General features: G+C 66.9%; 21 protein-coding genes. 10 read left to right on the forward strand and 11 right to left on the reverse strand.

Annotation, left to right across the window (positions count from 1 at the left end):
* Window positions 1-14 precede the first annotated feature (14 nt).
* Window positions 15-1,802, forward strand: a complete 1,788-nt coding sequence (locus PX554_RS11595) for an aspartyl protease family protein (RefSeq protein WP_275501866.1) — start codon at window positions 15-17, stop codon at window positions 1,800-1,802.
* Between the two features lie 60 nt (window positions 1,803-1,862).
* On the opposite strand, the gene PX554_RS11600 is transcribed toward PX554_RS11595, so the two are convergent.
* Window positions 1,863-2,354: an EF-hand domain-containing protein gene (locus PX554_RS11600; protein ID WP_275501867.1), complete on the reverse strand. Its 492-nt coding sequence runs from the start codon at window positions 2,352-2,354 to the stop codon at window positions 1,863-1,865.
* Window positions 2,355-2,562: 208 nt separating this feature from the next.
* Here PX554_RS11600 and purB point away from each other — a divergent pair, with 208 nt between their 5' ends.
* On the forward strand, window positions 2,563-3,876 hold the full coding sequence (gene purB / locus PX554_RS11605; RefSeq protein ID WP_275501868.1) for an adenylosuccinate lyase: 1,314 nt from the start codon (window positions 2,563-2,565) through the stop codon (window positions 3,874-3,876).
* A 561-nt stretch (window positions 3,877-4,437) separates the two neighbouring features.
* On the opposite strand, the gene dnaJ is transcribed toward purB, so the two are convergent.
* Both dnaJ and dnaK read right to left on the reverse strand, forming a co-directional pair.
* Window positions 4,438-5,565, reverse strand: a complete 1,128-nt coding sequence (gene dnaJ, locus PX554_RS11610) for a molecular chaperone DnaJ (protein WP_275501869.1) — start codon at window positions 5,563-5,565, stop codon at window positions 4,438-4,440.
* A gap of 63 nt (window positions 5,566-5,628) precedes the next feature.
* A complete protein-coding gene (dnaK, locus tag PX554_RS11615; RefSeq protein WP_275501870.1) occupies window positions 5,629-7,527 on the reverse strand; it encodes a molecular chaperone DnaK in 1,899 nt (632 codons plus the stop codon).
* A gap of 161 nt (window positions 7,528-7,688) precedes the next feature.
* Here dnaK and PX554_RS11620 point away from each other — a divergent pair, with 161 nt between their 5' ends.
* The 3 genes from PX554_RS11620 (at window position 7,689) to PX554_RS11630 (ending at window position 9,177) form a co-directional block, all read left to right on the forward strand.
* Complete coding sequence (locus PX554_RS11620) at window positions 7,689-8,129, forward strand: copper chaperone PCu(A)C (RefSeq protein ID WP_256326029.1); 441 nt, start codon at window positions 7,689-7,691, stop codon at window positions 8,127-8,129.
* Window positions 8,126-8,599, forward strand: coding sequence for a vgr related protein (locus PX554_RS11625; protein WP_093220102.1), 474 nt, complete (start codon window positions 8,126-8,128; stop codon window positions 8,597-8,599). Before PX554_RS11620 ends, PX554_RS11625 begins: the two co-directional genes overlap by 4 nt.
* 188 nt (window positions 8,600-8,787) lie before the next feature.
* Window positions 8,788-9,177, forward strand: a complete 390-nt coding sequence (locus PX554_RS11630; protein WP_275501871.1) for a glycine zipper 2TM domain-containing protein — start codon at window positions 8,788-8,790, stop codon at window positions 9,175-9,177.
* 52 nt (window positions 9,178-9,229) lie between these two features.
* On the opposite strand, the gene glmS is transcribed toward PX554_RS11630, so the two are convergent.
* The 4 genes from glmS to glmU are packed head-to-tail and all read right to left on the reverse strand — an operon-like array spanning window position 9,230 to window position 13,188.
* Window positions 9,230-11,053, reverse strand: a complete 1,824-nt coding sequence (gene glmS / locus PX554_RS11635; RefSeq protein ID WP_093220107.1) for a glutamine--fructose-6-phosphate transaminase (isomerizing) — start codon at window positions 11,051-11,053, stop codon at window positions 9,230-9,232.
* Between the two features lie 11 nt (window positions 11,054-11,064).
* Window positions 11,065-11,439: a type II toxin-antitoxin system VapC family toxin gene (locus tag PX554_RS11640; RefSeq protein WP_275501872.1), complete on the reverse strand. Its 375-nt coding sequence runs from the start codon at window positions 11,437-11,439 to the stop codon at window positions 11,065-11,067.
* Entirely contained in the window at window positions 11,436-11,786 is a 351-nt protein-coding gene (locus PX554_RS11645) for a ribbon-helix-helix protein, CopG family (RefSeq protein ID WP_275501873.1), read from the reverse strand. Before PX554_RS11645 ends, PX554_RS11640 begins: the two co-directional genes overlap by 4 nt.
* Before the next feature lie 25 nt (window positions 11,787-11,811).
* The gene (gene glmU / locus PX554_RS11650) at window positions 11,812-13,188 is read right to left on the reverse strand and encodes a bifunctional UDP-N-acetylglucosamine diphosphorylase/glucosamine-1-phosphate N-acetyltransferase GlmU (RefSeq protein ID WP_275501874.1); all 1,377 of its coding nucleotides are present in this window, start codon (window positions 13,186-13,188) and stop codon (window positions 11,812-11,814) included.
* 62 nt (window positions 13,189-13,250) lie between these two features.
* On the opposite strand from glmU, the gene PX554_RS11655 reads away from it, so the two are divergent.
* Both PX554_RS11655 and PX554_RS11660 read left to right on the forward strand, forming a co-directional pair.
* Window positions 13,251-13,919: an HAD-IA family hydrolase gene (locus PX554_RS11655; protein ID WP_275501875.1), complete on the forward strand. Its 669-nt coding sequence runs from the start codon at window positions 13,251-13,253 to the stop codon at window positions 13,917-13,919.
* On the forward strand, window positions 13,916-14,272 hold the full coding sequence (locus PX554_RS11660; RefSeq protein ID WP_275501876.1) for a VanZ family protein: 357 nt from the start codon (window positions 13,916-13,918) through the stop codon (window positions 14,270-14,272). The genes PX554_RS11655 and PX554_RS11660 overlap by 4 nt, the downstream gene beginning before the upstream one ends.
* Before the next feature lie 25 nt (window positions 14,273-14,297).
* Here PX554_RS11660 and PX554_RS11665 read toward each other — a convergent pair whose 3' ends face one another.
* From PX554_RS11665 to PX554_RS11680, 4 genes are read right to left on the reverse strand one after another with little or no spacing between them, the layout of a single operon-like run.
* A complete protein-coding gene (locus PX554_RS11665; protein ID WP_275501877.1) occupies window positions 14,298-15,296 on the reverse strand; it encodes a nucleotidyltransferase domain-containing protein in 999 nt (332 codons plus the stop codon).
* Window positions 15,293-16,153 carry an HprK-related kinase A gene (locus PX554_RS11670; protein WP_275501878.1) on the reverse strand — a complete coding sequence of 287 codons (861 nt, stop codon included), beginning with the start codon at window positions 16,151-16,153 and terminating at the stop codon, window positions 15,293-15,295. The genes PX554_RS11665 and PX554_RS11670 overlap by 4 nt, the downstream gene beginning before the upstream one ends.
* Window positions 16,150-16,425: an HPr-rel-A system PqqD family peptide chaperone gene (locus tag PX554_RS11675; protein WP_275501879.1), complete on the reverse strand. Its 276-nt coding sequence runs from the start codon at window positions 16,423-16,425 to the stop codon at window positions 16,150-16,152. Before PX554_RS11675 ends, PX554_RS11670 begins: the two co-directional genes overlap by 4 nt.
* A gap of 4 nt (window positions 16,426-16,429) precedes the next feature.
* A complete protein-coding gene (locus PX554_RS11680; RefSeq protein WP_420833448.1) occupies window positions 16,430-16,873 on the reverse strand; it encodes a hypothetical protein in 444 nt (147 codons plus the stop codon).
* 211 nt (window positions 16,874-17,084) lie between these two features.
* Between PX554_RS11680 and PX554_RS11685 the strand changes: the two genes are divergently transcribed.
* From PX554_RS11685 to pstC, 3 genes are all read left to right on the forward strand, one after another.
* Window positions 17,085-18,308: an ATP-binding protein gene (locus tag PX554_RS11685; RefSeq protein WP_275501880.1), complete on the forward strand. Its 1,224-nt coding sequence runs from the start codon at window positions 17,085-17,087 to the stop codon at window positions 18,306-18,308.
* A gap of 77 nt (window positions 18,309-18,385) precedes the next feature.
* Window positions 18,386-19,441, forward strand: a complete 1,056-nt coding sequence (locus PX554_RS11690) for a substrate-binding domain-containing protein (RefSeq protein ID WP_093221721.1) — start codon at window positions 18,386-18,388, stop codon at window positions 19,439-19,441.
* A gap of 66 nt (window positions 19,442-19,507) precedes the next feature.
* Entirely contained in the window at window positions 19,508-20,884 is a 1,377-nt protein-coding gene (gene pstC, locus PX554_RS11695) for a phosphate ABC transporter permease subunit PstC (RefSeq protein ID WP_093220132.1), read from the forward strand.
* The last annotated feature ends 236 nt before the right edge of the window (window positions 20,885-21,120 follow it).

Consider the following 21,120-nt stretch of genomic DNA (forward strand, 5'->3'; position numbering starts at 1 on the left):
CCAGGGGGACCGGGATGACTCGCGTTTCGCTTCTGCTCGCCGCACTTGCCCTGCCCGCCACGCCAGCCGCCGCCGCCGAATGCAAGCTTGGCATCCTCGCCGATCTGCCGGTAACGATGCAGGGAATGCGCGCCAGCGTGCCGGTGAAGATCAACACCATAGAAACCCGGCTATGGCTCGATAGCGGCGCTTTCTTCAGCATCATGCCCAAGGCGAAGGCGATCGAACTGGGGCTGAAGATCGGCGCCGCGCCATTCGGGCTGAGGCTGGTCGGCATCGGCGGCGATTCGTCGACCGATCTGGTCACGGTGAAGACGTTCGGGATCGCCGACAAGTCGCTCACGGATGTGCAGTTCCTGGTCGGCGGCAGCGATGTCGGCAACGGGCTGATCGGGCGCAACCTGCTCGCGATCGCCGATACCGAATTCGATCTCGCCGGCGGCTCGGTCAAGCTGATCCGGCCGCATGATTGCAACACCACCGCCATCGCGTATTGGGCGGCGGGCAAGCCGTTCTTCACCGCCCCGCTCGAGCAGCAGGAGAATCCGCAGAACCGGATGTTCCGGGTGACGGTCCGCATCAACGGCGTGGCGATCGAGGGCGAATATGACAGCGGGGCGCCGAACACCTTGCTCAGCCGTCGCGCCGCCGAAAAGGCCGGAATCGCGCTGAATGGCCCGAACGTCACGCCGATCCGCGGCATCGGTGGCTTCGGCCGGCGCTCCACACCCGGCTGGGCCGTACCGGTCGAGAGCGTGGCGATCGGCGACGAAACCATATTGAAGACACGCCTGGACGTGATCGACGGGCCGATCACCGCCAGCAGCAATGCCCCCGACATGCTGATCGGCGCGGACTACATGCTTGCGCACCACATCTACGTCGCGCGCGGCCAACGCCGGATCTACTTCACCTATAGCGGCGGCAAGCCTTTCCGCAGCATGGGCTCTACGCCGGTTTCAACCGCCTCCGCCGGCGCGCCATTGCCTGCCGATATCCATCGCGTCGCGCCGGTGACGGACAGCGCCGCGCCCAAGACCGCGGACGAGTTCGCCCGACGTGCCAGTGCGCGGATCGCGCAGCACGCGTTCCCCGGCGCGATCGACGATCTGACGCGAGCGATCACCCTCGCCCCCGATCATGCCGAGTATTACCGCGACCGCGCGCTTGCCTATCAGGCCGGCGGGCAGCGCGGCCTCGCGCGGACCGATATCGAGCGCGCGCTACAGCTTGCGCCCAACGACGGCGCGCTGCTCCGCATCCGCGCGATCCTGCGGATGCGCGAGCGCGACAGCGTCGGCGCGCTCGCCGATGCGGATGCGGCCGCGCGCGCCACCCCCGCGACCTCGCTGGAGATGCTGCCGATCGCGAGCTTGCTCGCCCGCCTCGATCAGCCGGGCCGGGCGGTCGCGCTGCTTGGCCCGGTTATCGCCAGCCATCAGGAAGATAGCGCGCTCCCGCGTCTGCTCAACGCCCGCTGCTGGATACGCGCGCAGGCGGGGATCGATCTCGATGCCGCGCTCGACGATTGCACCCGTGCGCTGAAACGCGCCGGCAAACAGCCGATGTTCCTGGACAGTCGCGGTCTCGTGGAGTTGCGCATGGGCAATCCCACCGCCGCTATCACCGATTACGATGCGGCGCTGGCGATCAATCCCAAGCTGGCATGGTCGCTCTATGGACGGGGACTGGCGAAGATCGCGCTCGGCCAGAAGGATGCGGGTGAGGCCGACAAGACGGCGGCTATTGCGCTCTACCCGGACATCGTGGCGGAAGCGAAACGCTTTCACGTCATTCCATGACGCCGCCCCGGAGTGACGGGAGCCGCCGGACCTCGCGATCCGGCGGCTCTCGTTAGCAACTTACGATTGGCCCTGCGACAGGAAGCCGGTCAGTTCGGTCTTCGAGACGGTCCTGCTCTTGTCCTTGTCGGCGCTGGCGAAAGCCTGGCCGACCCAGGTCTTGGTGGCCGCGGCGTCAGCCTTGGTGCTGGGGTCGCTCGCGGTCTTGAGCGCGACCATCCAGTCGCTGAACTCGGCCTTGCTCAGCACGCCGTTCTTGTCCTTGTCGTAGGTCGCGAATTCGCTGTCGACGACTTGCGCCACCTGCGCGCCCCCGGCGGCGGGCTGCTGCGCGGTCTGGCCGGTGGTCTGCGCCGGAGCCTGCGCGGTATCGGTGGGCGCGGGTGCGGCTTGGGCCGGGGCGGCCGCGGACGGGTCGGTTGCCGCCGGCGCCCCAGTCGGCGCGGGAGCGGCCTGAGTCATCGGCGAGGCTTGCGGCGCCGCCTGCGGGGACTGTGCAAATGCGGGAGCAGCAAAACTCATCGCCGCACACAGAAGAATTGCCTTTTTCATATAACTCTCCATTGTCGTTACTGAACCTGTCATGCTCATCGCGGCAATCATGACTGCGAGAACATTCGAGCTAAAAACCCCTCATCCAACAAGATGGTTCACCGTAACGACATTTGAAGGTTCGGCTCGTCCCTGCTAACGCGCGGGTCATCGCGAGTCCGTTTCGATTCTGCGGTGATCTGAGCCTGCCCCGCGCAAAGGAATCCCGATGGTCCCCCGTTATTCCCGCCCCGACATGACCGCGATCTGGACCCCGGAGGCGCGGTTTCGCATCTGGTTCGAGATCGAGGCACACGCCACCGAAGCGCTCGCCGAACTCGGCGTCGTGCCGAAATCCGCGGCCAAGGCGCTGTGGGACTGGTGGGCGACCAACCCGACGATCGACGTCGCCGCGATCGACGCGATCGAGGCGGTCACCAAGCATGACGTGATCGCGTTCCTGACGTGGGTGGCGGAGCAGGTCGGCGACGAAGCGCGCTTCATGCACCAGGGCATGACCTCGTCCGACGTGCTCGACACCTGCCTGTCGGTGCAGCTCGCCCGCGCGAGCGACATCCTGCTCGCCGACCTAGACGCGCTGCTCGCCGCGATTCGGACGCGCGCCTATGAGCACAAGATGACGCCGACGATCGGCCGCAGCCACGGCATCCACGCCGAGCCGGTGACGTTCGGGCTGAAGATGGCCGAAGCCTATGCCGAGTTCGCCCGCTGCAAGGCGCGGCTGGAGGCGGCGCGCGCGGACATCGCCACCTGCGCGATCTCGGGCGCGGTCGGCACCTTCGCCAATATCGACCCCGCCGTCGAAGCGCATGTCGCGGCCAAGCTCGGGCTGGCGGTCGAGCCGGTCTCGACCCAGGTGATCCCGCGCGACCGCCACGCGATGTATTTCGCGACGCTCGGGGTGATCGCCTCGTCGATCGAGCGGCTCGCGGTCGAGGTACGCCATCTCCAACGCACCGAAGTGCTCGAGGCCGAGGAATATTTCTCGCCCGGCCAGAAGGGCTCGTCGGCGATGCCGCACAAGCGCAATCCGGTGCTGACCGAGAACCTGACCGGCCTCGCGCGCATGGTGCGAAGCGCGGTCGTGCCCGCGCTGGAGAATGTCGCCTTGTGGCACGAGCGCGACATCAGCCACTCCTCGGTCGAGCGCTACATCGCCCCCGACGCGACGATCACGCTCGATTTCGCGCTCGCGCGGCTGACCGGCGTGATCGAGAAGCTGCTGGTCTATCCGGCGCGGATGCAGAAGAATTTGGACAAGATGGGCGGTCTGGTCCACTCGCAGCGCGTGCTGCTCGCGCTAACACAGGCCGGCGTGAGCCGCGAGGACGCGTATCGCCTCGTCCAGCGCAACGCGATGAAAGTGTGGGAGTCGGACGGCGAGTTGTCGCTGCTCGAATTGCTCAAGGCGGATGCCGACGTGACGGCGGCGCTATCGGTCGCGGAGATCGAGGACAAGTTCGATCTCGGCTACCACCTCAAGCACGTCGATACGATCTTCACGCGGGTGTTCGGGGCGTAAGACGTCGATCAGCCCACCTCCAATCGTCATGCCAGCGCAAGCTGGCATCTCCCCGCGAGATGGCGCGCCCTATCGACGAGAGACCCCAGCGTCCGCTGGGGTGACGACTGGGCGTTTGAAGCAACCGACTTTCGCGCCAATAAACCACTCGTCGCGCATCATGCACGGTTCAACGTGCAAATGCTGCACGTGCGAATGCGAGTAATAAAATTGCGTGAGGGCGCAACAATCTCCAAATAGGCGCCGAGCCGGAATTGACCGGCTGGAGACCCTACCATGCGCATCCTTCAGAACCTCGTCGGCAGCATCTTCGCTGTTGCGGGTGTCGCGCTGGTGGTCGAGGTTCTCGTCCTCTGATCCATCGGCCCACCCCGCCCCTTTTCACGAGGGGCGGAACGGGCCGGCGGGATCGAAAAACGTGCAGCCAGCGTCGGTTCGACGGCAGGCTCACGACCATTCCACATCATTTACATTGGCGCACACGCCGAACCGCATCTGCGGTCCTTGTGCGAGCCTGCGCCCAACGCATCCCGCGCGCCGCCAGATAGCGGCGCGCGCGCATCACCCCCAAGCTTCCTTCATCTTCTGAAAGAAGCCCGCGCTCTGCGGGGTTTCCGAACCGGTTTCGGTGGCGCGCAGCTCTTCGAGCAATTCACGCTGGCGGGCGGTGAGCTTGGTCGGCGTCTCGACCTCGATCCGCACGACGAGATCGCCGCGCCCGCGCCCTTGCAGCACCGGCATGCCGGCGCCGCGCTGACGGAGTTCGCGGCCATGCTGGGTGCCGGCCGGGATCTTGATATGATGCTGCTGCCCATCCGGCCCCGGAATCGTGATCTCGCCACCCAGCGCCGCCGTGGTGAAGCTGACCGGCGCGCGCGCGAGCAACGTCGTGCCCTCGCGCTCGAACAGGGGATGTCGGGCGACGTGGAGGAAAATGTAGAGATCCCCCGCCGGGGCGCCGCGTAGCCCCGCCTCGCCTTCACCGGTCAGGCGGATGCGCGTGCCCTCGTCCACGCCAGGCGGCACGTTGACGGTGAGCGTCTTGGTACGCTCGACCCGGCCCTCGCCGTGACAGGTACCGCATGGATCGGCGATGACCCGCCCCGCGCCGTGGCACGACGGACAGGTCCGCTCGACCACGAAGAAGCCCTGTTGCGCGCGCACCTTGCCGTGGCCGGCGCAGGTGGTGCAGGTCTTGGCGCTGGTGCCGCGCTTGGCACCACTGCCCTCGCAGGTTTCGCACACCGCCGACACATCGACCGTTACGTCGGTCGAGCGGCCGGTGAACGCCTCCTCCAGCGTGATCTCCATATCGTAGCGCAAATCCGCGCCGCGTCGCGGCCCGCTGCGGCCACCACCGGCGCGTTCGCCGCCCATGAATTCGCCGAAGATGTTCTCGAAGATATCGCTGAACGCGCCGAAATCCTGCGCGCCGCCGTGCCCGCCGCCCGGCCCGCCATTGCGGAACGCGGCATGGCCGAACCGATCATAGGCCGCGCGCTTCTGTGGATCCTTGAGGCATTCATAGGCCTCGCTGATCGCCTTGAAGCGGCCCTCGGAATCCTTGCACCCGGCGTTGCGATCCGGGTGATATTTCATCGCGAGCTTGCGATACGACGCCTTGATGGTGGCATCGTCCGCCGTGCGTTCGCATTCAAGCAGTTCGTAAAAATCGACTTCGGTGGTCATATATGGCCCCCGCCCCCCGGCCGCCCCCGCACGATGCGGGGACAGCCGGGCAAGCGCAACAGATTACGCCTTGGTGTCGTCGACTTCGGAGAATTCCGCGTCGACCACGTCCTCGTGCGGAGCCTCGGCGCCGGCCGAAGGCGACGCCTCGGACTGCGCCTGCTTCTCGTAGATCGCCTGGCCGAGCTTCATCGCGACTTGCGCGAGCGCGGCGGCCTTCTCCTTCATCGCCTCGGCATCGCCGCTGTCGATCGCCGTCTTGGTCGCGGCGATCGCGTCCTCGATCTCGCCCTTCAGCGACGCGTCGACCTTGTCGCCGTTCTCGGCGAGCTGGCGCTCGGTCGTGTGGACGAGGCTTTCGGCGTTGTTCTTCGCCTCGGCCGATTCACGCCGCTTCTTGTCCTCTTCGGCGAACTGCTCGGCATCGCGGACCATCTGCTCGATGTCACGCTCCGACAGGCCGCCCGAGGCCTGGATGCGGATCTGCTGTTCCTTGCCGGTGCCCTTGTCCTTGGCGGACACGTTGACCAGGCCGTTGGCGTCGATGTCGAACGTCACCTCGATCTGCGGCACGCCGCGCGGCGCCGGCGGAATGCCGACCAGATCGAACTGGCCGAGCAGCTTGTTGTCCGCCGCCATTTCGCGCTCGCCCTGGAAGACGCGGATCGTCACGGCGTTCTGGTTGTCGTCGGCCGTCGAATAGGTCTGCGACTTCTTGGTCGGAATCGTCGTGTTGCGATCGATCATGCGGGTGAACACGCCACCCAGCGTCTCGATGCCGAGCGACAGCGGCGTCACGTCGAGCAGCAGCACGTCCTTGACGTCGCCCTGCAGCACGCCCGCCTGGATGGCGGCGCCCATCGCGACGACCTCATCGGGGTTGACGCCCGAATGCGGCTCCTTGCCGAAGAAGTCCTTCACGACCTGACGGACCTTGGGCATGCGCGTCATACCGCCGACGAGGACGACTTCGCTGATGTCCGACGCCTTGACGCCGGCATCGGCGAGCGCCTTCTTGCACGGCTCGAGCGTGCGCTGGATCAGATCTTCGACCAGACGCTCCAGATCGGCGCGCGAGATCGACTTGACGAGATGCTTCGGGCCGGTCGCGTCCGCCGTGATGAACGGCAGGTTGACTTCGGTGGTCGCCGCCGACGACAGCTCGATCTTGGCCTTTTCGGCCGCTTCCTTCAGACGCTGGAGCGCCAGCTTGTCCTTGGTGAGATCGATGCCTTCGGCCTTCTGGAAGTCGCTCGCCAGGAAGTTGAGCAGCTTGTTGTCGAAGTCCTCGCCGCCGAGGAAGGTGTCGCCGTTGGTCGCCTTCACCTCGAACACGCCGTCGCCGATCTCGAGGATCGAGATGTCGAACGTGCCGCCGCCAAGGTCATAGACCGCGATGGTCTTGTTGGTGTCCTTGTCGAGGCCGTAAGCGAGCGCCGCCGCGGTCGGCTCGTTGATGATGCGCAGCACTTCGAGGCCCGCGATCTGGCCGGCGTCCTTGGTCGCCTGGCGCTGCGCGTCGTTGAAATAGGCCGGCACGGTGATGACCGCCTGCGTCACCGTCTCGCCGAGATAGGCCTCGGCGGTTTCCTTCATCTTCTGGAGCGTGAAGGCGCTGATCTGCGAGGGCGAATATTCCTTGCCGCCGGCGCCGACCCACGCGTCGCCGTTGTTGCCGCGCACGATCTTGTAAGGAACCAGCTCGGTGTCCTTCTTGGTGATCGGATCGTCGAAGCGGCGGCCGATCAGGCGCTTCACCGCGAAGATGGTGTTTTCCGGGTTGGTGACGGCCTGGCGCTTGGCCGGCTGGCCGACCAGCCGCTCGCCATCCTTGGCGAAGGCGACGATCGACGGCGTGGTGCGCGCGCCCTCCACGTTTTCGATGACCTTGGGCTTGCCGCCCTCCATCACCGAGACACAGCTATTGGTCGTGCCCAGATCGATACCGATTACTTTTGCCATTGGTCCTCTACGGCCCCCGTCTTGTTCAAGTTTGCAACACTGGCGGCGCCCCCGAATGGGCGACACCGCGCTTTACTCGCCGGATATAGGGGGGCTTTCGCTTGTCGCAAGATTTCCACGCGCCTAGGAAGTGACGATCCTATCCCGAAGCGGGAGTTCGTGTGCGCATCCTCGGCCTTTTGATTGCGATCCTGCTGGGTCTGGGTGGCTGTAGCCAACCCGCACAATTCTATATCGACCACGGCTACGTTCGCCTGGCGGCGACGCCGGGGCGGCCTGCGGCGGCGTATTTCACGCTGCACGGCGGCCCTGCCGACATGACGTTGATCTCGGTCCATACCGAATTCGCGATCAAGTCCGAGATCCACCAGTCGACGATGGCGGGCGGCATGTCCGCGATGAAGCCGCTCGACCGGGTCGCGCTGCCAGCGGGCGGTACGGTGGCGTTCAAGCCCGGCGGGATGCACGTGATGCTGTTCGACATGAATCCCGCGATCAAGCCCGGCAAGACGATGACGATCGACTTCACCTTCTCGGACGGCTCGCGATACGAATATGATGCGATGGTGATCGCCGCCGGCGACCCCGCGCCGAAGTTTTGAGCCAGGCGGCGCGGCCGCTGACCGACGGCGAGATCGCGCTCGCGCGCGGCGTGTTCGGCGACGCGATCGATTACGCGCCGGTGCGGATCGTGCTCGGCAAATGGGCCTTCTTCCAGCCGCGCGACACCGTGATGGCCCCGCGCGGGCACATCCACTTCCATCCCAAGGGTACCGCCTATCGCGACGATTTCTCGCGCGCGCCGCTTGGTGCGCAGGCGCTGTTCATTCATGAGATGGTCCATGTCTGGCAGCACCAATGCGGGCTGTTCCTGCCGATCCGGCGGCATCCGTTCTCGCGTTACCATTATGCGATCCGACCGGGCCTGCCGTTCGCGCGCTACGGCATCGAGCAGCAGGCCGAAATCGTGCGGCATGCCTTCGTGCTGCGCCATGGCGGCCGCGTGATCGGTGCGGCCGCGCTGGACGTTTACGAAGGGATGCTGCCGTTCGCGCCGAGCGCGCGGGTTTAGGCCGAGCCCCTTCCCTGCGCCCGCGTTAGCCGCTGCGGCTAAGGCGGTCAGGGGGTAGGGCCAAAGCGAAAACCATCATGCCGCGCCAGCCGGTTCATTTCGGGGCACGGTAGATTGAACTTCTGGCATCCTGCGATGTTTGATCTGGCACGCCACATCCGAAACGAATAGAACGAAGGAACCGAGCGATGTTCAAGAAGCTGGCAATGGCGACGTTGATCGCAACCGTCGCAGTCCCCACCACCGCCTTCGCCGGCGGCCAGGATTATGACCGCAGCAGCCAGTGGCATCGCGACCAGGCCGAGCGCGATGCGTATTACAACAATCGGACGTCGTACGGCGACCGTGGCTATCGCAACGATCGCCGGTATCGCAACGACCGCCGCTACTACCAGGATTGCAAGCGCAGCAGCGGCACGACCGGCACGATCGCTGGCGGTGCGGGCGGCGCGGTGCTCGGGAACGTGCTCGGCGGCGGCACGCTCGGCACGATCGCCGGCGGCGTCGGCGGCGCGCTGCTCGGCCGCACGCTCGACAAGAACCACGACCGCGCGCAGAACCGCCGCAACGGCTGCTGACCTTTGCGGGGGCGCGGAACGCGCCCCCCGCTACCGTTCGCTTATTCGACGGTCACTCGACCGTGACCGACTTCGCCAGATTGCGCGGCTGATCGACGTCGGTGCCCTTGGCGACCGCGACATGGTATGCGAGCAACTGCACCGGCACCGCATAGACCAGCGGCGCGATCAGCGGATGCACCTTGGGCATCGTGATCGTCGCGATGCAGCCCTCGCCCGCCGCCTGCACCCCATCATAGTCCGAAATCAGCACGACCTTGCCGCCGCGCGCCTGCACTTCCTGCATGTTGCTGACGGTCTTGTCGAACAACGGCCCTGACGGCGCGATCACGATCACCGGCACCGCATCGTCGATCAGCGCGATCGGTCCGTGCTTCATCTCGCCGGCGGCATAGCCCTCGGCGTGGATGTAGCTGATCTCCTTGAGCTTGAGCGCACCTTCCAGCGCGAGCGGATAATCGGTGCCGCGCCCCAGATACAGCACGTCGCGCGCGCCGGCGATGAAGTGCGCCATGTCCGCGATCGTCTCGTCATAGGCGAGCGCGCCGTTGAGCGCGGCCGGCGCCTCCGACAGATGCTTGACGATCGCCTTTTCCTCGGCGGCGTTGAGCTTGCCTTTCGCGCGCGCAAGGTTGGCGGCGAGCGCGGCCAGCACCGCGAGCTGGCAGGTGAACGCCTTGGTCGAGGCGACGCCGATCTCGGGGCCAGCGTGGGTGGGCAACAACAGGTCGGCCTCGCGCGCCATGCTGCTGGTCGGCACGTTGACGACGGCGGCGATTGTCTGCCCCTCGGCCTTGGCGTGGCGTAGCGCGGCAAGCGTGTCGGCGGTCTCGCCCGACTGGCTGATGACGATCATCAGGCCGCCCTCCTCCATCACCGGCTGACGGTACCGGAACTCGCTGGCGACATCGAGATCGACCGGAACGCGCGCGAACTGTTCGAACCAGTATTTCGCCACCATCCCGGCATAATAGCTCGTTCCACACGCGACGATGGTGACGCGCTTCACCGTGCTGAGATCGAATTCGGGAATCGGCAGCGTGACCCGGTCCTCCATACGCTGGAGGTACGACCGCAGCGTTTGCGCGACGACGATCGGCTGCTCGTAAATCTCCTTGAGCATGTAGTGGCGGTGATTGCCCTTGGAGATCAGCTCGCCGGTCACGCCCGAGATGGTGACCGCGCGTTCGACCGGCGTGTTGTCACGATCGAAGATCTGCGCGCCGTCCGTGTCGATGACGACCCAATCGCCCTCGTCGAGATAGGCGATCCGCTGCGTGAGCGGAGCGAGCGCGAGCGCGTCCGAGCCGAGATAGGTTTCGCCCTCGCCATAGCCGACCACCAGCGGCGACCCGAGCCGCGCGCCGATCAGCAACTCGGGATGCTGGCGGAACAGAATCGCGAGCGCGAACGCGCCGTGCAGCCGCGGCAGCACCTCGCGCACCGCATCGGCGGGGGCGAGCCCGGCTTCGACCTTCTCGCTGATGAGATGCGCGACCACTTCGGTATCAGTCTCGCTGGTGAACACCCGCCCGCGCGCGATCAGCTCGTCGCGCAGCGGCTTGAAATTCTCGATGATGCCGTTGTGGACCAGCGCGACCTCCTCGGTCGCATGCGGATGCGCGTTGTTGGTGGTCGGCCCGCCATGCGTCGCCCAGCGCGTGTGCGCGATGCCGGTTGTGCCGGGCAGCGGGTGCTCGACGAGTTCGGTCGCGAGATGGACAAGCTTGCCCGACGCCCGCCGCCGCTCGATCCGGCCTTCGAAATCGGTGGCGATGCCAGCCGAATCATAGCCGCGATATTCGAGCCGCTTCAGCCCATCGAGCAAGCGATCCGCGACCGGCTCCTGGCCGACAATTCCGACGATTCCACACATTCGCGCGTCCTTTACTGCTCGATCCTGTACGGCACCCGAATGCCGGGCATCGTCGCGGGAAAATCCTTGGTATTGCGGGTGACCAGCACACGACCCGCCGCTTGGGCCGACGCGAGAATAACCGAGTCGGCCAATTTCAGCCGCGTGCGTTCCCGGCGAAGCTGTGCGGCGCGCCCGGCGATATCAACGTCAAGTTCGTCAATCGTGAAGCCGTTCAAAAATCGTATGACGATGGGCATGCTATCGCCCTGCACCTTGGAGAGAACCTCGATCCAGGTGACGCGGCTGATACACGGCACATCCGCACGCCGGATTTCCTCACGCGCCACTTCATGACCGTTCAGCGCATCGATCAGGATATTGCTGTCGAAAGATACGGCGTTCACGTCTTCTTCTGACGTTGCAAGTTCAGGTAGAATTCTCGTTCACGATCGTCCTGCTCATCAAACAGGTCCGGGAATTCGGCCTTCACATCCTCGTAATCATCGTCCCAGGGCCTGGTCCAACTGGCACGCTCGCGCCGTTGCCATTCGACAGCATCGCCAATATCGGTGCGATCCTTCCAAATGCCGAACGCCGCGTCCAGCCAGTCCTTCTTCTGTTTTGACTGCACTTCCGCACGGTAGCTGGACACCGCTTCGCGGACGAGTGCCGCACGGGATTTGCCGAGTTCCGCAGCCTGGGAATCGAGCCACTTCATGTCATCTTCAGGTATATCTACCAGCGCACGCATAGCGGCACGATATCACACCGCGATATCATTTCCCAGCATCCTTCTTCGCCTTCGCCGCCGCGCGGAACCTCGGCGCCCAGTCCTCACGCGTCTCCTGCCGGCCGCGCGCCACCGCCAGCGCGTCGGCGGGCACGTCGGCGGTGATGACCGATCCCGCCGCGACCAGCGCGCCGTCACCGATCGACACCGGCGCGACCAGCGCGGAGTTCGAGCCGATGAACGCGCCCGCGCCGATCTTCGTGAGCGACTTGTTGTAGCCGTCGTAATTACAGGTGATCGTGCCCGCGCCGATGTTCGCGCCCGCGCCGATTTCGGCATCGCCGAGGTAGGTGAGGTGGTTGGCCTTGGCGCCCTTGCCGAGCACCGCCTTCTTCATCTCGACGAAATTGCCGACATGCGCATCCTCGCCCACCACCGCGCCGGGGCGGAGCCGCGCATAGGGCCCGATGATCGCGCCGCTTGCGACGCTCGCGCCCTCGATATGGCTGAACGCCCGCAGCGTCACCCCGCCGGCGATTGTCACACCCGGGCCGAATACCACATTGGGCTCGATCACGACGTCGCGGCCTATCACCGTGTCGTGCGCGAACCACACCGTTTCAGGCGCGATCAGCGTCGCGCCATCGGCCATCGCGGCGGCGCGGCGAGCCTGCTGCCACGCCCCCTCGACCGCCGCCAGTTCGGCGCGGCTGTTGACGCCGGCGACCTCGGCGGCGTCGGTCTCGATCACCACCGAAGTCCGACCCTCGGCGATCGCGAGCATGACGATATCGGGGAGGTAATATTCGCCAGCCGCATTGTCATTGCCGACCCTCGCGAGCAATGGAAACAGATCGGCCGAGCGCACCGCCATCAGCCCGGAATTGCACAGCGTTTCCGCGCGCTCCTCAGACGAGGCATCCTTATACTCGACCATCTTGACGATGCGCCCATCAACATCGGCGATGATGCGGCCATAAGCTGCGGGATCGACAGGGCGGAAGCCGAGCACCACGGCTGCCGGCGCATCGGCACCGCCAAGCCGATCAAGCATCCGCCGCATCGTCGCCGCGCGCACCAGCGGCACGTCGCCGTAGAGGATCAGCACCGCGCCATCGAACCCCGCCAGCGCGCCTTCCGCCTGTGCGACGGCATGGCCGGTGCCGAGTTGCTCCGCCTGCAACGCGGTCGTCGCCCCGAGCGGCGCGACCACCGCCTCGACCTGCTCGCGGCCGGCGCCCGTGACCACGACCACCCGTTCGGGCGCGAGCGACTCGACGCTCGCCAGCAGATGGAGCAGCATCGGCCGCCCGGCGATCGGGTGCAGCACCTTATGAAGATCGGATTTCATCCGCGTGCCTTTGCCAGCGGCAAGGATGATCGCGGCCAAAGCGGGTGCAGAAGCAGGGGATTTCGCGTCCATGTTCGCCGCCCTGCCACGAGAGGGTTGCCAATTCCATAGCGGCAGTGTCAGGCGCCGCCATCATGACGGATTTTTCCTTCGACATCGTCGGATTCGATCTCGACGGCACCTTGGTCGATAGCAGCGGCGATCTCGCCGCGGCGGTCAATGTGATGCTCGCGCACGATGGCCGGCCGACGCTCGCCGTGCGGCAGGTGGTGGCGATGACCGGCGGCGGCGTCGCGCGGCTGGTGCGGCTCGCGCTGGAGGCGACCGGCGGCGCCGCGCCGGACGAGGCCGCGCGGCTCCAAGCCGTGATGCTCGCATCTTATGAAGCGAATATCGCGGTGCTGACCCGGCCCTATCCCGGCGCGGTCGCTGCGATCGAAACGTTGCGCGCGCGCGGTGTTCAGGTGGCGATCGTCACCAACAAGCTTGCCGCGCTGTCCGAAAAGCTGCTCGCGGAGCTTGGTCTGCGCGGCCTGTTCGACATCGTGATCGGTGGCGACACGATGGGGCCGGGCAAGCAGAAGCCCGATCCGGCGCCGATCCACGAAATGGTTCGGCGCGCGGGCGGCGGGCGCACCGCGTTCGTCGGCGATACGATGTTCGATGTGACCGCCGCGCGGCACGCCAGCGTGCCGGTGGTGGTGGTGAACTTCGGCCGCGAGCCGGTCGATGGCTTCGGCGCCGACGCGGTGATCGACCATTTCGACGCGCTGATCCCGACGCTGGAGACCCTTCACGCATGACCAAGGCGACCCTGACGTTCCGGCTGCTGCTGTGGGCGGCGATCCTGTTCGCGGTGACGATGGCGGTGCTGCCGCATCCGCCGCACATGCCGATCGACCGCTTCGGCGACAAGTTCGAGCATATGACCGCGTTCGCGGTGATTTCAGCGCTCGCGGCGCGCGCCTATCCGCGCTTCCCGCTGGTGCGGATCGGCGAGCGGCTGTCGTTCCTCGGCGCGCTGATCGAGGTCGCGCAATCGATCCCCGCGCTGCACCGCGATTGCGACATCCGGGATTGGGTGGCGGATACGCTGGCGATCACGGTGGTGCTGCTCGTGGCAGGGATGCTCCGGGGACGGCGAAGGCTGCGGTAGGCGACACGCGCACCCGTTCGTCCTGCTAAGCGCCGCCCTGTTTCCGCCACTTGATCCACAAATGCCGCGCCAGCATCGCGGGCGGCATGCGCAGCCAGTGCGAGCGGATGTAGAACCCGAGCCGCGTTACCGGTCGCGTCGCACGGCCCCAGCCGTCTCTGGCCGTCACGCGGTGTAGGCACAGGCGGTCGCCCGGCGAAAGCGTCGCGCCATCGCCGTAGAGCGCAGCCGCCAGCCGTAGCGCGCGACCGACCGCATCGCCCAAGCCGTGATGCTCGGCGCGCTCGATGAGTCCGACGACGCCGAACTCCTCGACCAGACAATGCACGTCCCACAGGTTCCGCATCCCGCCGGCGAGATCGCCGTCCGCGAACAGGTGCGCCGCGGCGTGGACGATCACGTCGGTGCGCGAGAGCATCGCCAGCCCCCCCTTTTCCCCGGCGCGCAGCGGCACCGCCTCCGCCAACAGCCCGGCCGCATCCGGCGTGATCCGCGCGGTGAGCGGCAGGATCGTGTGGTGAACATCGATCATCCGGTCGCGCTCGCGGTGGACCAGCGGCGGCAGTTCGTGCATCCAGCGGCGGTAATAGGCGTCGTCATACGCGTCGGGCTTGACCCATTCCCAACCGTTCGTGAGCAACGCGCGCTCGACCGCCTGAAGGCTGGCGCGCGGCACGAGGATGTCGAGATCACCGATTGAACGCCCCTGCCCCGCCATCAGCCCGGCCGCGACGAACGCCGTGCCCTTGAGCAGCACCACCGGTATCCCGAGCGGCGCCAGCGCACGCCGCGCGGCTTCCGCCTCCCACAGCGCCAGCGTGCGGCCATGTTCGGCGGACGCGCGGGCATCGGCCAGTATGCGCGTCACCGCCGGCGGCATCGGGGTTCCCTCCAGGCGCCAGGCGAGCGTGCCGATCATCTGCTCGGCGCGCGCGATCGCGATCAACGCGGTCCAGCCGGCCGCATCGAGCGCGGCCGCGTCGCCAGGCGCGCGCAGGATACGCGCGAGCAGCCAGCCGTTCACAGTGCGTCCCACAATGCCGCGACCTGCGCGAGCACGCGGTCTGTGTCCGGATAATCGATCGCCCGCGCGGGGACGGACCGCACCAGTCCGGTCAACGCGGTGAACCCGCGTTCGCCCATCGCGACGTAGTTGGTGGATGCCTGGGTGAGCCGCATGAAAACCTCGCCAGGCGCGACCGCACGAATATCCGGCGTGAAGCCGAAGCGCGGGAACAGCAGCAGCGCGGGCCTCCCCGGCATGTCCATCGTGGCGACTGCGGCCGCATCGGGCACGAGGTGACGGATCGCGCCCTTGGGCGTCCCCTCCAGCAACGGGCCGAAGCGCGCGCCCGGCGCCGCCGCCTCCACCGCCGCGATCGCCGCGTTCTTGAGGCTGACGAGGCGCGGAAACGCGTGTGCGAGGCCGGTCGCCGGATCGATCAGCGCGAACTCGTCGCCCATCAAACGCCAGCCGGCGCGCGACAGCAGGGCGGCGAGCGTCGATTTGCCCGACCCCGACTCACCGGTCATCAGCAGCACGCGCCCGTCGCGCTCGACCGCCGACGCATGGAGCAGCAGATACCGGCGCTGGCCGAGCGCCATCTGCAGGTTCATCGCCATTTCGGCGGCGAGCAGACCCTGCGCGAGGGGCAGCGGCGCCGCATCGGGGATCATGAAATCGCCGCCGATCACAACCGCCGGGCGGATCACCCGCCGCCACGGACGGTGCGCGAACAGCCGGACGGTGAAATCCGGCACGCCGTTCTCGGGCAGCGGATAGTCCGCGTACAGCGTCGCGAGCTGCCGGATCGGGGTGCGCCAGTGCGATCCTACGCGAAACCCGACCGGCCCGACGCGGACCGAAAAGACGTGCCTCATGCGATCCGTGCCAGACCCGCCGCGACCAGTTCGTCCAGCCGGGCGCGAAGCGCCGCCCCGTCGGCATCGAGCAGATCGTAGCGCTCCACGAGCTGCGCGGTCAGCGCGGGCAGCGTCATCCCGTCGGGGCCAAGCGCGGCGAGTATCTCCGGCACGGGGGACGCGACGAGATGGGTGATACCCGACGCGCGGTGGTAGATCGCGGTGAAGGCGTCGAGCGGAACGACCCGCAGCGTATCCGCCGGCGCGGCGCTGTACACCGGATCGGGCACGGCCTCAGCCGCGCGGCATCTGCAAGGATGCGAAGCAGGTGAAACCGCTCGCGCCCGAATGGAGATTGCGGACGTACTTCATGTAAGCTTGGCTGCGCTCATATTCGACGCCGGGCAATTGGCCGCCGGCGAGCGCGTGCTTGACATCCTCGCCCTTGAGCGGCTGGCGCGGCGGCGCGACGGCACCCGCCGTTCCGCTCGGCACGACCGTCCCGTCTGGCGCGATCCAGCCGCCGGTACGCGCCGCGTCAGGCACCGGAATCTGGCAATGCACGATCGACACCGCCGTCGCGGCGAGCGCGGGGCGGATCGACACGATCGCGCTCGCGCCGACCGCGCCGAGCATCAGCGTGCGCCGGCTGGTGACGACCCCGTCGCGTTCGGGGCCGTCGCGTTCGGGGCCGTCACGTTCGGGGATGTCGTTCCGCTGCTCGCCATTCTCGCTCATCGACCGTCCTTTATGGCCACAGCCCTTTCACAATCATAAATGGCTGGCAAGCAAGGCTATCGCGCTCGACGATGTTTCGGATAGGGACACCAGCGACACATCCACTCCGTTCGTGCTGAGCGAAGTCGAAGGACGTGCCCCGCTCGCGGGGGCTTCGACTTCGCTCGGCCCGAACGGTTCATGGCGGCCGAGAAGAGGACGTGAGAACCGCATGATGAACGGCTTCGGTCTTCGCACGCTCGCCGCGGTCGGCATCATCGTCGTCGCGAGCGTCGCCGTGTTCCTGATCGGCGACCTACAGGCGAGCCTCGTCACGCTGATCGGCGGTATCGCGGCGGTGCTTACGGCGGCCGGCGTCGGCGACGGCGAGGACGACGCCGCGCCCGCGCCCGCCGCCGAGCCCGCCGCGCCGCCCGATCACATCCCGGCGGTGATCGATGCGATCGTCGAACCGATCCTGATCGTCACCTCGGGCCAGGTGAGTCACGCCAACGAAGCGGCGCGCGCGTTGCTCGGGCAGCATATCGTCGGGCAGGACGTGCGGCTCGCGATCCGCCATCCCGGTGCGGCCGAGCGGCTGATGAGTCCGCTCGGCCAGGGCGCGCAGCCGCCGATCAACCTCGTGGGACTTGGCGCGCGCGAGCAGCGCTGGGAGATGCGGATCGGCGACGCGGCGGGCGGGCGGCGGATCGTCCATCTGGTCGACCAGACCGGCAGCTATGCGGCCGAGCGGATGCGCGTCGATTTCGTCGCCAACGCCAGCCACGAACTGCGCACCCCCCTCGCCTCGATCCTCGGGTATATCGAGACGCTCGGCGACGAGGCGGGTGAGGAGAAGGAACTCCGCGAACGCTTCCTCAAGATCATGTTCGACGAGGCGCGGCGGATGCAGCGGCTGATCGAGGATTTGATCTCGCTGTCGCGGATCGAGGCGGAGAAATACCGCCTGCCCGACCGCGCGGTCGATCTTGGCGCGCTGATCGAGGAGGTGCGCGGCGGCATCCTCGACGCCCAGGGCGAGAACGCCGCGCCGATCATCGCCGATCTCGCCGCCGACGTGCCACCCGTGTCGGGCGACTCCGCGCAACTTAGCCAGGTGCTCCACAATCTGATCGGCAATGCGATAAAATATGGCCGTAAAGGCGCGCCCGTCACCATCAGGCTCGAACGGTTGCAGACCGGCATGGTGCGCTTCGCGGTGAGTGACGAGGGCGATGGCATCCCCGCCGAGCACATCCCGCGCCTGACCGAACGCTTCTACCGCGTCGATACCGGCCGCAGCCGCGCGGCGGGGGGCACCGGGCTCGGGCTGTCGATCGTCAAGCATATCGTCGAGCGGCACCGTGGCCGGCTCGATATCGAAAGTTCGATCGGCAAGGGCACCACGGTATCGGTGATGATTCCCGCGCACGGGCGCGCTGTCATCAAACGGTAACAAGATCGTCACACAGGCTCGGCTTGCGGATGATAGCGCGGCGCGGGGCGAACCTCTTGCCCCGTGGGGAGGTCTTCATGCACAGGATCATGACGATCGTCGCGGCGTCCGCGCTCGCGACGGGACTGGCAGGGTGTACCGATCAGGCCAATGGCGGTGGCGCGGGTTCGCGTGACCAGATCAAGGTCGTTGGCTCTTCAACCGTGTTTCCTTTCACCACGATCGTCGCCGAGCGGTTCGTCGAGAAGACGCCCGGCGTCAAATCCCCCGTTATCGAGTCGACCGGCACCGGTGGCGGCATGAAGCTGTTCTGCGGCGGTGTCGGCGCCGACCACCCCGATATCGAGGATGCGTCGCGCCGGATGAAGCGATCCGAATATGATCTGTGCAAGGCGAACGGCGTCGCCGATATCATGGAAGTGCAAGTCGGGCTCGACGGCATCGCTTTCGCCGAAGCGAAGAGCGGGCCGGGTCTGCGCCTCACCACCACCGATCTGTTCAAGGCGATGGCCGCCGCGCCCGACGGCAAGCCCAACGCGGCCAAGACCTGGAAGGACGTCAACCCGGCGCTGCCCGCGATGCCGATCCAGATCTACGGCCCGCCCGCCACGAGCGGCACGCGCGACGCGCTCGCCGAGCTGATCCTCGCGCGCGGCTGTGAGGCGATGCTGCCCGACATGGCCGAGGTTCGCGAGAAGAACCCCGCCGAGTTCGCGCAGAAATGCACGCGCATCCGCGAGGACGGCGCCTATGTCGACGCCGGCGAGAACGACAATCTGATCGTCCAGAAGCTCCAGTCGAACCCCAACGCGGTCGGCATCTTCGGCTATTCGTATCTCGAGGAAAATCGCGACAAGCTGAACGGCATCCCGATCAACGGCACCGAGCCAACCTACGAGACGATCTCGCGCAACCAGTATCCGGGATCGCGCCCGCTCTATCTCTACGTCAAGAAGGCCCATCTCAGCGCGATCCGGGGCCTGCGCGAGTTCCTCAAACTCTACGCCGCCTCATGGAATCCGGGCGGGCCGCTCGTCGCCAAGGGGCTGATCGCCTCTCCGGACGACGTGCGCAAGAAGTCCGAAACGATCGTGAACTGGGAAACCACGCTCGATCCCAAGACGCTGCCGTAACGCCATCGCTCGCCGGCCGCGTGCCGGCGGGCCTTTCTCTTCCGTCCGAATCGTCCAGAGCCAGCCTTGTCCATTCTCGTCCTCTTCTTCCTGATCGCGGGGCTCGGCCTGATCGCCTGGCTGAGCGCACGGATGCGCGCGACGCGCTTCCGCCGCGCGAGCACGGCGCGCTTCAGTTCGCTCCCGTCGCATTTCGGCGGCTTCGTCGCGATGTGGACGGTGTTGCCTGCCGCGATCTTCCTTGCGGTGTGGGCGTCCTGCGCACCCGGCCTCGTCACCAATCGCGTGCTGGCTGAGCCCGCCGCCGCGCACCTGCCCGCGCCCGGATTCGAACGTGCCGCGATCCTGTCGGAAGCGCGGCGGATCTCGCGGGGCGAAGGGTTCGGCACACCCACCCCGCTCGCCGCGGCGCTCGCCCCGGCTTATGGCGCCGCGCAGACCCGGGCGGACTGGATCGGCGGCGGCGTCGCGCTTCTGCTCGCGTTCGCGAGCGGGGCGTGGGCGTTCACCCGCGTCCGCCCCGATTTCCGCGCGCGTACCCAGATCGAGCGGCTCATCATGGCGCTGCTGCTCGCCGCCGCGCTCGTCGCGATCCTGACGACGATGGGCATCGTCGCGTCGCTTCTGTTCGAATCCGCGCGCTTCTTCGGCATGGTGCCGATCGGCGACTTCCTGTTCGGCACGCACTGGAGCCCGCAGGTGATCGACCCGCGCGATCCCGGCGCGTCGCTCGGCGCGGTGCCACTGTTCTGGGGCACGTTCTTCATCGGTGCGGTGATCGCGATGATCGTCGCGATCCCGCTCGGGCTGATGACGGCTATCTACCTGTCTCAATATGCCGCGCCGGGCGTGCGCACGTGGATGAAACCGCTGATCGAGATGCTCGCCGGCGTGCCGACCGTGGTCTACGGCTATTTCGCGGCGTTGACGGTGGCGCCGCTGGTGCGCGATTTCGCGGTCGCGATCGGTGTCCGCTGGGCGAGTTCGGAAAGCGCGCTCGCGGCCGGGCTGGTGATGGGGATCATGATTATCCCCTTCGTCTCCTCGATGGCGGACGACTCGATCACCGCAGTGCCCGCGGCCATGCGCGACGGCAGCCTGGCGATGGGCGCGACCCAATCGGAGACGATCCGCCGCGTGCTGCTGCCCGCCGCGCTGCCCGGCGTGATCGGCGGCGTGCTGCTGGCGGTGAGCCGCGCGATCGGCGAGACGATGATCGTCGTGATGGCCGCCTCGGGCGTCGCGACGCTGACGCTCAACCCCTTTGCCAGCACGACCACCGTCACCAAGCAGATCGTCGACCTGCTGACCGGCGAGGCGGAATTCGACAGCCCGAAGACACTCGCCGCCTTCGCGCTCGGACTGACGTTGTTCGTCATCACCCTGCTGCTCAACATCGTCGCGCTGACGGTCGTCAAACGATATCGGGAAGCGTATGAATAGGGTGCTCGATCCTGACATCCGGAAGCCGAGGGGCCGGGGCGAGCGAAGCCGAGGACCGTCCCGGCGACGCTCAACGCGGTGCCTCGACTTCGCTCGGCACAAACGGGTGAGGCGTGAAGGCGCGAAGAACCCGTTCGCCCCGAGCTTGCCGAAGCCCGTCCCGAGCGGCTGGTTTCGCCAGCCGGCCGAAGGACGCGGGCCAGAGGCGGCGCGTGGTATTTCGGGCATGTGCTTTG

The sequence above is a fragment of the Sphingomonas pollutisoli genome (genome assembly GCF_029167165.1).
GTDB classification, from domain to species: Bacteria; Pseudomonadota; Alphaproteobacteria; order Sphingomonadales; family Sphingomonadaceae; genus Sphingomonas; species Sphingomonas pollutisoli.